Raw genomic sequence first — 14427 nt, 5'->3', positions numbered from 1 at the left:
ACCCCCACTGATTGAAGTTTCACTTTATCCCGCATAAACGGTCATTAAGTCGCCCACCTCAAGTTGAAAGACAAGAGGTGGACGACCAACTGACCGTAAAAGCCCGATTGGTTCAACTAACAATCAGTAGGGAAGAACCCCCCACTAATTGAAGTTTCACTTTATCATTACCTCGCCAGCTAACGCGCGTTTTTCCTGTTCGGGGTCAAACTCTTTTTCCATCTTAGAAACGACTACTGCAGCGACGCCATTCCCGATTAAGTTTGTTACGGCGCGGGCTTCTGACATAAAGCGGTCTACACCAATTAATAGTGCAATACCTTCAACTGGAATCATAGGGAATGCAGCAAGTGTAGCAGCAAGTGTGATGAATCCAGAACCTGTTACACCTGCAGCTCCTTTAGAAGTCAGCATGAGAATAGCAAGCAACGTAATCTGATGCCAAATATCCAAATCGACACCATACGCCTGTGCGATAAAAATAGCCGCCATTGATAAGTATATGGATGTACCGTCTAGGTTAAATGAGTACCCTGTTGGTACAACCAGTCCAACTACTTGTTTAGAACAGCCGTAATTTTCTAACTTACGCATCATAGAAGGCAGCGCCGATTCAGAAGAGGATGTCCCAATGACGATGAAAATTTCATCTTTAATATATTTAATAAATTTAAAAATGCTAAAGCCAAAGTAACGTGTGATCACACCGATGATTAACGTAATAAATAGGAACATGGTAATGTATACAGATAACATTAAGAAACCTAAATTACCAAGTGATTTTATCCCAAAATTTCCTATCGTATAACTCATGGCACCGAATGCACCAATTGGTGAAATTCTCATCACCATGTTGACAATTTTAAAGAAGATATCGGCTACTTGTTCAAAAAATTTAATGACTGGTTTGGCAGGTTCGCCAATAGCAGCTGCCGCTAAACCGAATAATACAGCCGAGAATAACACCGGTAATAACTCACCATTAGCAAGTGCTCCAACAACATTATCAGGAATAATCTGCATAATGAATGCACCAAAACCATGCTCTGCAGCAGCGGCCTGCTCCGTGTATTGTGATACATCTGCACCATTTGCAGCATCTGTATCAAAGCCTTTACCTGGTTGGACAACATTAACAACGAGTAAGCCGATTGCGAGTGCAAACGTAGACACAATTTCAAAATAAATAAGTGCCTTTCCGCCGATTTTACCAACCTTTTTTAAGTCACCCATACTACCAATCCCAATAACAACTGTTAAGAAAATGATAGGTGCAATTAACATTTTAATTAATTTGATGAAAATATCTGCTAATATTTTTAAACTAGCTCCGAATTCTGGGAACATAGCACCGACAACAATACCGAGCACGATTGCAATCAGTACTTGTACAGTTAAATTTTTAAAATTTATACGCATTAAACTCTCCCCCTTAAAAAGTCGATGAATATTTTGTGAACGTTTTCATGTCGTTATCATAGCTGAAATTTTCCGACAATAGTTTTTATGACCGAAAAGTTTCTATTGTTCATTTTGTTCATTTTTTGAGAATAGCTATTAAAAACAAAGAATAGCAAGGGTTTGAGGCTGTTTTATAGTAGAGGTTTTTTAGGGGAGCTATTATAATACAAAAGAAAAAACCCCACTTCAAAGTGAGGTTTTATCATAAATGACCAAAAGTATTAAGGAGAAACAATCTTTTGGATTTCAGCGAGTATATGATTATTTTCGACATTTGCGCGGTAATAGTCATAGACAGGAGATAGTTTTTCTTTAAAACGTTTACGCTCCTGTTCAGACATATCATAAATATCAAAGCCTTGCTGCTGCTCTAGTTTATGTAAATCGGTGTCATTCATCAGAACAGCTTGCTCAAATTGCCAATCCGTCGTTTCTGCCATAGCTTCCTCAATTTCCTTTTGGATTTTTATTGGTAGTGACTTCCAAAATTTTTCGTTTATTAACACAGCGTATCCTAAAATACCATGCTTTGTTAAAGTCATATGTTGCTGTACTTTGTAAAAACCTTTTGAGAAAATATTGGACGCCGTATTTTCTTGTGCATCAATAGCGTGTGCTTCTAAATCAGTAAAGACCTCACTAAAGGAAATCGGAATGGGGGTCGCACCGACTGCCTCGAATTGTTTTTCAAGGGCTTTGCTAGGCATTGTACGTACGCGTAAACCTTTTAAGTCTTCAAAAGTTTGAATAGGATAATCGACTGCTGTTAAATGCTTGAAGCCATTATGCCAAAAACTAAGACCCCTGACATGTAAGGGCTCAAGCTCTTCTAATAATTGCTCACCAATTGCGCCTGTTAGTACCTTTTGCACCTCATCATCCGTATTGAAAAGATAGGGTAAATCGAGCACTTGCCAATCTGGTACATATGAGGTCATTTTAGAAAACGTGGGGATAATCATCTCAACTTCACCGTTTTGTAGTGCATTAAACTCATTTTCATCATTAAAGAGCGAGGCGTTTGGATAGACATGTACCTTGACTTCACCATTTGTTTTTTCTTCGACGAGCTCAGCAAATTTACTTGCTGCTAACCCTTTCGGTGTGTTTTCAGCAACAACATGACTTAAGTGAATCGTGATTTGTGTATCTAAGCCCTTTTGTTCATCGTCATAGGGGAGAGGTTTTGCAAATAGTAAACCTTGCTGTATGCTTATTGCAATTGTTAACAGTAATGCAGTGGTTATTGTTCCAATAATAAATTTTTTCATATATTACACCCGATTGATTCGTATTTTCTTATGTTTTTGTTATTCTAACATATGGAGTAAGCTAAAATATAGTAGGGGGAGGCGATGATCTTGAAATTTCATAAGTTATCAATGCAGAGAAAAATCATGTCTCTTACTTTTTTTATCCTCATTGTTTCCTTTAGTATAGGTGGTACTTTTTTGTTAGGATTTGTAATGAATGAGCAGAAAGATAAGCTTGAAAATCAAGCTTTACTTGTGGCAAAAACAGTATCGCAGTTGCCAGAACTGAAAAGCAATATTTCCAATGATGATTTTGTAAAGGCAACACAGTATATTAATCCTGTTGTGGAAGAAATTCGAGATATAAATGGGGCACAGTATATTGTTGTGCTCGATATGCAAAGACGCAAATACACGCATCCAAGTGCCGAAGAGATTGGTGGTATCTCTCAGTCGGGCGATTTAAACGCCGCGTTTTCTGAACATTATTATACATCAATCGCACATGGACAATACGGAGAGATGGTACGTGCTTTCGTACCGATTATGAGCAATGATGGCCACCAAATTGGCGTAGTCGTTGTTGGTTATAGTGTTTTAACGGTCGCTGAGTTACTTCAGTCGATCCAAAAAGAGCTGTTCATTACAATACTATTGTCATTGTTATTTAGTGCCTGGGGTGCACATACTTTAGGACTTCACATGAAAAAGCAAATGTTTGGCTTAGAGCCGCATGAAATTGCCAAAATGTATGTGGAACGAACGGAAACATTTAACGCCATGCATGAAGGAATTATTGCTATTGATAATGATTTGACTATTACAATTTTCAATGAAAAGGCCTGTGATATTTTAGGGGTATCTGGGCGACATACGACGCTAATTGGCAAGAAAATTTTTGAGGTGTTACCCGACACACGGTTACCCGAAATTTTAGAATTAGATCGTCCAATTTACAATCGTGAGCTATATATTAATGATCATAGTATTATGAGTAATCGAATTCCGATACAGGTAAACGGCGACACGGTTGGAGCTGTCGCTATGTTTAAGGACCGTACTGAAGTGAAACAACTTGCAGAGGAATTAACGGGCGTAAAGGCGTTTGTACAAGCTCTTCGTGTGCAAACACATGAGCATAAAAATAAACTGCATACCATTGCGGGGCTTTTACAGCTTGGTCATCATGCACAAGCGCTTTCCTATTTAACGCAAGTGAAGGAAGAACATGATGAAATCACCAATTTTCTAAATGAACGTATTAAAAACGAAAATATTTCTGGACTGCTGCTTAGTAAAATTTCTTATGCAAAAGAACAGGGGATTACGTTGGAAATTGATCGAGCGAGTCATCTCTCAACATTTCCGAAAAATTTAGATCATCATGATTTTGTCATTTTATTTGGCAACTTAATAGAAAATGCCTTTGATGCATTAAGAGACATGCCTGTTGGAGAAAAAACTGTGCATGTTTCAGTTGCTGAGGAAGACGATGTACTTGCGATATTAGTCACAGATAATGGCGTTGGCATGGTAGAAAAAGTAAAAGCTCGAATTTTTGATAATGGTTTTTCAACGAAGGAAAAGAAGGGTAGAGGCATTGGACTCTATTTGATAAAAGAAATTGTTCAAAAAGGACATGGCGATATTGAAGTGATTAGTGAGTCAAATAAAGGCACAAGTTTTTTAATAACATTCTATCTGCATTAACAAAAGGTTTTTTCGTGAAAGCGTAGTGTAAGGAGGGCTGACAGTGACACTTATAAAAGTATTATTAATAGAAGATGATCCCATGGTACGTGAGGTCAATCGCCAGTTTATTGAAAAGGTTGAGGGGTTTGAGGTCATTGGACAAGCGGCAAATGGAGTTACAGGTTTACAGCAAATTTGTACCCTCAAGCCAGATTTAGTATTTATGGATATATTCATGCCGGAGCAGGATGGGATTACAAGCTTGCATAAAATTCGTGAACAAAAGATGCATGTCGATGTCATTACTGTAACTGCGGCTAATGATATGGAAACGGTGAAACAGGTATTGCATCTCGGTGTCTTTGATTATATTATGAAACCATTTTCGTTTGAGCGCGTGCATGGAACACTCGAAAATTATAAGCGTTTTAAGCAGAGGATACAGACGGAAAGGGCGTTAACACAAGGGGAGCTCGATCAATTATTCCATTATCATGGTGGCTATGAAGAGGGAGAGCATACAAATGTCTTGAAATATGAAAAGAATTTGCCGAAGGGTTTTAATCGCTCAACCCTTGAAAAGGTTTTACATTATTTACAATCAGTGGACGGTGCTTCGGCAGAAGAAGTTGCCAGTGGCGTCGGTATCGCACGTGTAACGGCAAGGCGTTATTTAGATTATCTAGATAAGCAAGAAGAAATAACAATGGATGTGCACTATGGAGGCATCGGACGACCTATAAATTATTACTTTAGTAAATAGTAAAAGGAGTTGCACACCTGTCATTATGTATCGTATCAATGAAGACATGGTCAGCGCTCAATAATCCTTGATCCGCAATTTCTTTTAAGATGCGATAGAAAATCTATTCAAATATAACTGAGTCTTGAAAGCGACGTTCATAATTGTCACCGATAGAAGTACACTAGTTGATTGGAGCGCAGGCGGCAACTTCTGCAAAGAATAGTATGAGTGAAAAGGCCCCGCTGGAGCTTAGCGACGAGGAGACTGAAGCCATGCCCACGAAAAGCGTCCGCCGTAGCGGAAAGCAATGGGTTCATATAGATACTTCTATATTTGCTATTATTGGAAAGATAAAATTAAAATCAATATGAACTGCCCCTAAATTGTTAGACACCAAATCTAACGATTTAGGGGTGTTTTTTTATGGCAAACTTTACTGCCGAAGAGAAAGTATTCATGGCTCGTCTTTACCTTGAGGGGAAACATAGTTATTTGGAACTTCAAGATTTATATAAGGTTTCTTATCAAATGATTCAAGGATGGGTCTGTTTATATCAAGTACAAGGAGAAGAGGGATTTAAGAAATCCTATACAAGTTATTCTGCGGAGTTTAAAATGGATGTACTTAATTCAAATGCAGGAAAAATTACATCCAAAATCAAAGCGCAAGTAATTTATGAACTAAAGGTAACCTATGATGTCGTGGCCCTTATCAAAGTCGCTGGTATTCCACGTAGCACCTATTATTATTGGGAAAAGCGTTTGAACCGAAAAGATAAATATTCTGCAGTGAAGACAGCTATCCAATCCATTTATCATGAACATAAAGGACGTTATGGTTATCGTCGTATCACAAAAGAATTAAAGAAACTTGGATTTTCTCATGATCCCAAGACCATCAACCGTTTAATGAATGAAATGGGCTTAAAGTGCCTCGTTCGATTGAAAAAGTATCGCTCTTACAAAGGGAATGTTGGACGCATTGCCCCAAATGTAATCCAGCGAGATTTTAAAGCAAAGAAGATGCATCAAAAATGGGTAACCGATGTAACCGAATTTCATTTATTCGGAGAGAAGCGCTATTTATCACCAATCCTTGATTTATGCAATGGGGAAATCATTGCCTATAAAGTAATGAAACGACCGGTTTATCAACTTGTAGGTGATATGTTAGAACAAGCAGTTAAGCGTTTAAAACCTGAAGATCAAGTCATCCTTCACTCCGATCAAGGCTGGCATTATCAAATGAAAAAATATCAAAGGACATTAAAGGAGCATGCCATCATACAAAGTATGTCCCGTAAGGGAAATTGTTTAGACAACGCTGTCATGGAAAATTTCTTTGGCTTATTAAAGTCTGAGTTGCTTTACTTGCAAGAATTTGAAAGTATGGAGCACTTTGAAAAAGAATTGGATGCCTATATTCATTACTATAATCACAATCGTATGAAGGCAAAATTAAAAGATCTGAGTCCGGTACAATACCGGACTCAAATCTTAGAAGCTGCTTAAAATATTTGTCTAACTTTTTTGGGTCAGATCAACTAACTATAAATAACTTTTTTCCAGAAGAAAAAGCTGTCTAAAAAGTATGTCTTGTCACTTTTTAGACAGCTTCTTTTTAAAGTTTAGTTGGAGAAATTTAGTAGGGCATTATTTTCTCAACAGGCTTTGGTGTTTTGATTTTTGGTAAGATTTTATCAAGTGTGACTGTCCGATTAATGGTATGTGTTGTTTCGTCATTATCATCATACTGCTCAAGGAAATTAATAACCTCTTTCACAATAGGTGTTGGTGTAGATGCTCCAGCGGTAACCGCTACGTTATTTATCCCTTTTAACCACTCGATTTTTAGCTCAGAAACGTCTGCGATACGATAAGATGGTGTTCCAGCAATCTCAACTGACACTTGCGTTAAACGGTTCGAATTATTTGATTTTGGGTCCCCAACAACAATTAGTAAATCGGCTTCTCCTGCTTGTTTAGCAACAGCCTCTTGACGTACCTGTGTAGCTAAACAAATCTCTTTGTGCACTTCTATATGAGGAAACTTCTCTTTTAAACCATCCATTAAATGTACAACATCCCATTGACTCATTGTTGTTTGGTTCGTGACAAGTAATTTATCATTCGTTAAGTTTAAAGAATCAATATCAGTGGACGACTGGACTAAATGGACATGGTCTGGCGCAACGCCAATTGCTCCTTCAGGTTCGGGATGCCCCTTCTTACCAATATAAATAATATCGTAGCCCTCAGCTGATTTTTCACGAATTAAATCGTGGGTAACTGTTACGTCAGGACATGTGGCATCAATCGATACTAAGCCTTTACGCTTCGCAATCTCACGAATTTCAGGTGAAACACCATGCGCAGTGAAAATCACAGTGCCTGTTTCAACTTGTTCAATAATTTCTAAGCGATTGTCGCCGTCTAATGTGATGATGCCATCCTCTTCAAAGGCATCAGTGACATGTTTATTGTGTACGATCATCCCTAAAATGTAGATAGGTCTTGGTAATGATTTATCTAGTGCGGCATTACGTGCGATTACCATCGCATCAACAACGCCGTAGCAATAGCCACGTGGATTAATTTTTAATACTTGCATGGTTGTGACTCCTTTCAAGCTTACGTATCTACATTATAACGGACAGGCACGGCGAATACAAAGAAACGTTCTATCTATCAATGAAGTCTTGATGCAATTGCACCAAGACTGTTTTTGTATCGACTAAACAACCGATATGAAAGAATATGAGGTTGTTTTATTACTATCTTGCAATATTAAAAACTTCTAAACTACAAAGGTGGCTGGAAAATACGAGGTTTAGAAGGAAGCGGTTCACGTGGTGTAGATGATGGTGCATTCTGCTGTGAAGAACGCCTACTTCTAGGTGAACTTACTTTCTCGCCTGCAGTAGCTGCCTCGGCTGCAACGGCACTGGCCCCTGCAACAGCACCGGCAGCCGGGAGACCCTGAAACCCTTTATACAATTTTAAAAGGGAAGGGATATTTTTTACCATCGGCATTGCTTGTTGAATATAAGGGGTATACGTTTTGGCAGAGTTAAATAAACTATTCGCTGATTGTAAAAAAGAACCTATTTTTGAAGGCTCCTGCGCAGGTGGCATGGGCATTTGTCCTCCAAATGACCCTATCCCATTAGACATTGGAAAGCCACCTGGCATTCTTGGTTGAAAGCCACCTGGCATTCTTGGTTGAATAGGGAAGCCTCCGGGTGGGTAAAAGGATTGTGGTGACATTGGTGTAGGTGTAGGCATTTGCATTGGCATTTGCATGGGCATCCCCATGCCGCCGGGATACATTTGAAACGGATAAGGTGGTCGAAATACCATGTTGATCTCCTTTCATACAAGTTAATCGTTGATGACATACCTGATTATAGATATGATATGCAGATACTTAGATTAGCGTTCGACAAATGCACTTAAAGTCACGATAGAACGTCATGTTTTCATTTCCACAGTTCATGCGTCAGGAACGCGATGTATGTGATGTGTTGACTTGGAGGGAGTATTGAAGAAGTGGCTGCATCTGTACATGAAATGTCTTAAACACGTAGCAATCATACATGAACTTAACGTGGTAGGTATTGTCAATGAAAGAAGACATAAAAAAATTTAAAATCTAGCAAAGATGTGGACCTTTTTATTAAAATAAACAAAAATAAAAAGTAGTAGGAGAAGTTTTTACTCCTGCTACTATTTTTCGTGAAAGTGTATTGTCTTTTTTTGAAATCCACTCTTCATTAAATTTTTGAAACATTAGCCGTCGTCACTAATACGTAGCATCCTGTATCCAACACGTACGTGTGTTTGGATATACTGTGGGTGAGATGGATTATCTTCTATTTTCTTGCGTAGTGTCGCCATAAACACGCGTAGGCTTGGAACGTCTGACTGAAGAACATTTTGCCAAATTTCCTTCAATAGAAAATTATGTGTTAGCACTTTGCCAACATGCTTTGACAATACGACCAATAGCTTATATTCGATGGGTGTCAAATGCACTTCTTCACCATGCACTAACACGGTGTTTGCTAAATAATGAATTTCTAAATGTCCGTTCACAAATACGGACTGCTCACTACCTAAATGATGCTCGCTTGCAGTTCTCCGTAAGGCTACTCGAATACGTGCTAGTAACTCCTCCACACTAAATGGCTTCGTTACATAGTCATCGGCTCCAGCATCGAGCGCATTAATTTTATCCTGTTCTTCACTTCGAGCACTAACCACGATGATAGGCGTTTGTGTCCAACTTCTCACTTTATGAATAAAATCTACACCATCCATATCTGGTAAACCCAAATCAAGAATAATGACATCCGGCTTCATTGACAGCACTTTTTGCACGGCACTTGTACCATCACGTTCAATGTCGAATGCATAATGCTGTGTTGTTAATGTCATTTTTATTAAATTACCAATTGCCACATCATCTTCCACTACTAAAATTCGTTTATTCATGGATATTCATTACTCCTTTTTTAAGTGAAAAATTAAAAATCGTCCCCTGTGGTTTATTGTCTGAAACCGTTAATTCACTTCCATGTAATCGTAATATAGTCTGGCACAAAGCTAAACCTAACCCCAGACCTCTTCGACTATCACTTCGTTGTACCTTACCTGTTACAAATGGCTCGAACAATGTCTCTTTTAAAGCGTCATCAATACCTGGTCCATTATCCATGATACTAAAGTGTACGGATTCTCCAACTTCCTTTGCAATGAAGGTTATGTGACTATCCGATGATGTATAGGTCAACGCATTATCCATGATATTAATGATTACTTGAATAATAAGGCGTGCATCCATCACTGCCAATAATAATTCTGGCTCGACATGGTAGGCTATTTTATGTGTGTTGTTAATGGGAATAACATGTGAAAATGCTTCTTGAATAATATCCTCTACAAGCTCTAGTTGCATCTCTATAGCAAACTGCCCATCATCTAACTTAGAAACGGCCAGTAAATTCTCGACCATTTGTACAAGCCATTTCGAATTTTTATAAATATCTTCATATAATCGAAGCTTTTCAGTTTCTGAAATGTCAGCTGTATTGGTCATCAAGATATCTGCGTTGCCAGAAATCGTCGTCAATGGCGTTCGTAAATCATGGGATACAGCTCGTAAAAGGTTGGCTCTCATTTGTTCTAGTTCCGCTTCTTTTGCAACTTCTGCATTTAATTTTTGTAAATACCATTTATCTAGAGCAAATGAAAAATCATTCATAATGGCATGGAGAATATTGCGTTCAAATGCAGGTAAAGGTGAATTTTTTGAAAGAGCTACACCAACTACCCCTCTTACACTACCACTAGAAACAATCGGCAAATAGTAAGCATTGACCTCTGGGAAAATGTCTGTCGTCACGCCAGCTACATGCTGATTATTAACTACCCAATTTACGACACCTCGTTCATTGGTATTTTCAAAGAGAGCCGCGATTTCATTATTCTCATTGTTTGTCATACTTTTCGTTCTATAAAAAATCGATTTGACTATCAAATTATGTTCTATTTCATAAAATTGAACGGGTTTTTCCACTAATTTAACAATTTGTGACATACCCTCGTAAATAATATCGTCCATTGATTTGGCATGCTGTAACTTTCGATTTGTTTCAAGGAGTACTTCCATACGATAAGATTTTCGAACTGCAATTGAAGCTTGTTTCTTTATCTTTTTCGTTAAACTACTTGTGATGACTCCTGAAATGAACATAATTAAAAAAGTCATAGGGTAATCGCGATGATAAGCTTCAAATGAAAAGCGAGGCTCCGTAAAAAAGAAATTAAAAAGGAGCACTGCTATCACTGAACTAATAATGCTTATCATCCATCCAGACGACCAGATGGCAAGAATTAACACACCTAAAATGTAGATGGTGATAATATTTGAATCACTGACCCCTATCGTGAAGAAATAGAGACTTAATAGCGAAACCAAACTGAATACTACAAACATTTTCAGCAAGTCCAACCATTCAAATGTCAGTTGATTTCTTACTTCTGGAAGGTAAATTGGTTCGTTGTCATGGTCAGGTACAATATGGATGGCTAAGTTTGGTACATACTCATTGAGCCGATCGCTGATTTTAGCATTAGGTTGCCACCATTTCCTTTTCACAGCAGTTCTGCCTATTACTAATTTTGTTACGCCGCTAATTTGTGCATAGTTGGCAAGGGCTACTGCTACGTCGTCTTCCTGAACAATCACGACATGCCCACCAAGTTGTTCAGTTAGCTTGATATGCTGTTGTAATCGTTCGGTATTCGCTTCGTTCCGCTTGTCATCTTTTCCCTTTTGGACGTAAAGTGCAGTAAATTTACCATGTAAGGCTTGTGCGAGTCTGGCAGCAGTTCTAATCACTTTGGCATTGGTAGGAGAGCTACTAATACCAACTAAAATATGCTCTTCTATGTGTGTACATTGTTTAAAAGAAGGGTTATCCATTACTTGTTTGTAATTGATGGTATCAGCTGTTCTTCGAAGAGCAATTTCTCGAAGCGCTATTAAATTTTCTTTACGGAAAAAAGACTCCATAGCTTTTTTTGCTTGTTGGATATGATAAATTTTTCCTTCTATTAGACGTTGGATTAACTCATCTGGTTCTATATCTACAATTTTTATTAGAGCTGCGTGATCAATTAAGTAATCAGGTATACGTTCTCGCACTCTTACGCCTGTAATTTCTTCAACTATATCCTGGAGACTTTCAATATGTTGAATGTTGACAGTTGTATAAACATGAATACCTTTTGCAAGTAATTCTTCTACATCCCCAAAACGCTTTAAATGGCGCATAGTCGGAACATTTGTATGGGCTAGCTCATCGATTAAGATAATCTCTGGTTTACGTTTAAGTACCGCATCGATATCTAATTCTTGAAAGATTTTCCCTTTGTAATTGATTTTTCTGGTTGGTATTTGTTCAAGCCCTTCCATTAAAGCTAATGTTTCAGGACGAGGATGTGGCTCCACATAGCCAATCACCACGTCTTTTCCTAATTGCTTTGCTTGATGTGCAGCGTCAAGCATAGCATAAGTTTTTCCTACGCCAGCGGCATAACCAAGAAATATCTTTAGTTTACCAGCAGTGGCGTCTTCCTCACGTATCTTCGCTAAAAACGTCTCTGGAGAGAGGCGTACATCTTCCATCATCCTTCACCTCATTTGTATTATAGCGCTAACTTCCATTAAGAAAGTATAAAGATTTCACCTTTATGATTTCTTAATACCAAGAGGCTATTTCCTAACACTACATTAATTTGAAAGTCAGTATGATGAAAACATCAAATAGCAGGAAGGGTGAGTTTCGATTGATGGATCTTTTAATGATTGGCTTGCTGATTATTTGTTTTGCCAGTCTTTATGCGTTAACGGCTTGGTGCTATAAGCTAGTCAATGAAAAATAAAGGAGGAATCAGTATGTGGATAGTCATGGGAATTACGATTGTATTGCTTTTTGGTTATCTGGGGCATGCATTATTGTATCCAGATAACTATTAATAGGCTTTTAGGAGGGGTAGGGTATGTGGCAAATTGCCATTGTTTTAATCATTTATTTACCGCTTGTCATATTAGCGGGCCATTATCTTTTTCGAGTAACGATGCAAAAAAAAACATGGCTTGATCCAGTATTGGATAAAGTCGATGGTGCTATTTATAAAATATGTGGTATTAAGCAAGTCGATATGACAGGAAAACAATATGTGCTGACATTAATACTGTCAAATGCTTTTATGGTGTTTATTGGCTATATTCTATTACGGATTCAATCGGTTTTGTTATTAAACCCAAATGATATTGACAATATGGAAGCTACACTTTCCTTTAATACAATCATTTCATTTATGACTAATACCAACCTTCAGCACTATAGTGGTGAATCAGGACTTAGTTATTTGTCTCAGATGCTGGTGATTATATTTATGATGTTTACGTCTGCTGCTACTGGCTATGCAGCCTGCATGGCATTCTGTCGTCGTTTAGTAGCTAAAACTGATACATTAGGTAATTTTTTTATAGATTTTGTACGTGTCATTACACGTGTACTAATGCCAATTTCAATGCTAGTTGCAATCATTTTAGTATCGCAAGGCTCGCCTCAAACTTTAAGTTCGAACAAGACTGTGGAAACGATTGAAGGAAAGTTTCAGGATATTGCGCTAGGGCCTGTGGCATCGCTTGAATCTATTAAACACGTAGGTACAAATGGTGGTGGTTTTAATGGTGCTAATTCGACAACGCCTTTTGAAAACCCTACGGTTATTTCTAACATAATTGAAATGCTTTCTATGATGTTGTTGCCTGGGGCTTGTGTTGTAGCTTTTAGCTTGATGGTTGCTTATAGAAAAAGGAAAACAATATTTGGCAAGCAAGGGCTATCTATTTTTGTTGCCATGAGTATGCTGTTCCTTATGGGGCTAGTTACTGTCTATGTAGCCGAGCGCACGGGTAATCCAATCATTAGTGAGCTTGGCATTTCACAGGAACTTGGCAGTATGGAAGGGAAAGAGATGCGCTTTGGTATCGCGCAATCTGCGTTATTCACAACGGTAACAACTGCTTTTACAACAGGATCTGTTAATAATATGCATGACACGTTAACGCCAATTGGTGGACTTGTGCCGATGTTTAACATGATGTTAAACGTAGTATTTGGAGGCAAAGGAGTCGGGCTGATGAACATGATGATGTATGTGATATTGACGATTTTCATTGCCTGCCTAATGATTGGTCGAACACCTCAGTTTTTAGGGAAGAAAATTGAGGAAAAGGAAATGAAGTTAATAGCACTTTGTATTTTAATACATCCTGCCATTATTTTGTTATTTTCAGCACTGGCAGTTGCCACTACAACTGGCGTGGCAGGCATAACGAATCCGGGGGCACATGGATTATCTCAAGTACTATATGAATTTGCTTCAGCTTCTGCCAATAATGGCTCGGGCTTTGAAGGGTTAGCTGATAATACGACCTTTTGGAATGTTACGACAGGTCTAGCGATGTTCTTTGGGCGCTATCTAACGATTATTATTCAACTAGCTATTGCATCACTTTTGGCTAAAAAAATGTGGCATGGTGATTCGGTGGGCACATTGAAAACCGACAATACGACCTTTACAATCTTACTTGTTGCCATTGTACTGATGATTGGCGCTTTAACATTTTTACCTGCATTGGCACTTGGCCCAATTACAGAACATTTACAAATATATTCTTGATGAGGAGAGTCACTT

General features: G+C 38.2%; 10 protein-coding genes and 1 pseudogene. 4 read left to right on the top strand and 7 right to left on the bottom strand.

The genetic code is table 11. The features are described from left to right. Positions 1-156 precede the first annotated feature (156 nt). Complete coding sequence (locus ACOMCU_RS17860; RefSeq protein ID WP_421050908.1) at positions 157-1419, bottom strand: dicarboxylate/amino acid:cation symporter; 1263 nt, start codon at positions 1417-1419, stop codon at positions 157-159. 263 nt (positions 1420-1682) lie between these two features. After that, on the bottom strand, positions 1683-2732 hold the full coding sequence (locus ACOMCU_RS17855; RefSeq protein WP_421050907.1) for a TRAP transporter substrate-binding protein: 1050 nt from the start codon (positions 2730-2732) through the stop codon (positions 1683-1685). Between the two features lie 111 nt (positions 2733-2843). Between ACOMCU_RS17855 and ACOMCU_RS17850 the strand changes: the two genes are divergently transcribed. Both ACOMCU_RS17850 and ACOMCU_RS17845 read left to right on the top strand, forming a co-directional pair. Next, entirely contained in the window at positions 2844-4424 is a 1581-nt protein-coding gene (locus ACOMCU_RS17850; protein WP_230491903.1) for an ATP-binding protein, read from the top strand. 43 nt (positions 4425-4467) lie between these two features. Next, complete coding sequence (locus ACOMCU_RS17845; protein ID WP_010859886.1) at positions 4468-5169, top strand: response regulator; 702 nt, start codon at positions 4468-4470, stop codon at positions 5167-5169. Between the two features lie 25 nt (positions 5170-5194). Here ACOMCU_RS17845 and ACOMCU_RS17840 read toward each other — a convergent pair. After that, positions 5195-5329: pseudogene (locus tag ACOMCU_RS17840) on the bottom strand (IS5/IS1182 family transposase); the annotation flags it as partial. 245 nt (positions 5330-5574) lie between these two features. Here ACOMCU_RS17840 and ACOMCU_RS17835 point away from each other — a divergent pair. Continuing rightward, positions 5575-6663: an IS3 family transposase gene (locus ACOMCU_RS17835; protein WP_421050906.1), complete on the top strand. Its 1089-nt coding sequence runs from the start codon at positions 5575-5577 to the stop codon at positions 6661-6663. A 130-nt stretch (positions 6664-6793) separates the two neighbouring features. Here ACOMCU_RS17835 and ACOMCU_RS17830 read toward each other — a convergent pair whose 3' ends face one another. The 4 genes from ACOMCU_RS17830 to ACOMCU_RS17815 all read right to left on the bottom strand — a co-directional run bounded on the left by ACOMCU_RS17830 (position 6794) and on the right by ACOMCU_RS17815 (position 12346). Next, positions 6794-7762 carry a 4-hydroxy-3-methylbut-2-enyl diphosphate reductase gene (locus tag ACOMCU_RS17830; RefSeq protein WP_010859884.1) on the bottom strand — a complete coding sequence of 323 codons (969 nt, stop codon included), beginning with the start codon at positions 7760-7762 and terminating at the stop codon, positions 6794-6796. A gap of 191 nt (positions 7763-7953) precedes the next feature. Then, on the bottom strand, positions 7954-8511 hold the full coding sequence (vrrA, locus tag ACOMCU_RS17825; protein WP_010859883.1) for a VrrA/YqfQ family protein: 558 nt from the start codon (positions 8509-8511) through the stop codon (positions 7954-7956). A gap of 429 nt (positions 8512-8940) precedes the next feature. Beyond that, complete coding sequence (locus ACOMCU_RS17820; RefSeq protein ID WP_010859882.1) at positions 8941-9645, bottom strand: response regulator; 705 nt, start codon at positions 9643-9645, stop codon at positions 8941-8943. After that, on the bottom strand, positions 9638-12346 hold the full coding sequence (locus ACOMCU_RS17815; protein WP_421050905.1) for a DUF4118 domain-containing protein: 2709 nt from the start codon (positions 12344-12346) through the stop codon (positions 9638-9640). The genes ACOMCU_RS17820 and ACOMCU_RS17815 overlap by 8 nt, the downstream gene beginning before the upstream one ends. A gap of 371 nt (positions 12347-12717) precedes the next feature. On the opposite strand from ACOMCU_RS17815, the gene kdpA reads away from it, so the two are divergent. Further along, positions 12718-14412 (top strand): potassium-transporting ATPase subunit KdpA, encoded by a 1695-nt coding sequence (gene kdpA, locus ACOMCU_RS17810; RefSeq protein WP_010859880.1) that lies wholly within the window; start codon positions 12718-12720, stop codon positions 14410-14412. Positions 14413-14427: the final 15 nt, after the last annotated feature.

It is taken from the genome of Lysinibacillus sp. UGB7, assembly GCF_049058285.1.
GTDB classification, from domain to species: Bacteria; Bacillota; Bacilli; order Bacillales_A; family Planococcaceae; genus Lysinibacillus; species Lysinibacillus sphaericus_B.
The sequence above is the reverse complement of the archived record's forward strand: the minus strand, read 5'-3'. Positions and strand labels throughout refer to the sequence as shown.

What these genes read in the sequence shown, in the direction of transcription:
- ACOMCU_RS17855 (WP_421050907.1), bottom strand. Translation starts at nt 2,732, where the DNA reads ATGAAAAAATTTATTATTGGAACAATAACCACTGCATTACTGTTAACA.
- ACOMCU_RS17830 (WP_010859884.1), bottom strand. Translation starts at nt 7,762, where the DNA reads ATGCAAGTATTAAAAATTAATCCACGTGGCTATTGCTACGGCGTTGTT.
- vrrA (WP_010859883.1), bottom strand. Translation starts at nt 8,511, where the DNA reads ATGGTATTTCGACCACCTTATCCGTTTCAAATGTATCCCGGCGGCATG.
- ACOMCU_RS17815 (WP_421050905.1), bottom strand. Translation starts at nt 12,346, where the DNA reads ATGATGGAAGATGTACGCCTCTCTCCAGAGACGTTTTTAGCGAAGATA.
- ACOMCU_RS17835 (WP_421050906.1), top strand. Translation starts at nt 5,575, where the DNA reads ATGGCAAACTTTACTGCCGAAGAGAAAGTATTCATGGCTCGTCTTTAC.
- kdpA (WP_010859880.1), top strand. Translation starts at nt 12,718, where the DNA reads ATGTGGCAAATTGCCATTGTTTTAATCATTTATTTACCGCTTGTCATA.
- ACOMCU_RS17860 (WP_421050908.1), bottom strand. Translation starts at nt 1,419, where the DNA reads ATGCGTATAAATTTTAAAAATTTAACTGTACAAGTACTGATTGCAATC.
- ACOMCU_RS17850 (WP_230491903.1), top strand. Translation starts at nt 2,844, where the DNA reads ATGCAGAGAAAAATCATGTCTCTTACTTTTTTTATCCTCATTGTTTCC.
- ACOMCU_RS17820 (WP_010859882.1), bottom strand. Translation starts at nt 9,645, where the DNA reads ATGAATAAACGAATTTTAGTAGTGGAAGATGATGTGGCAATTGGTAAT.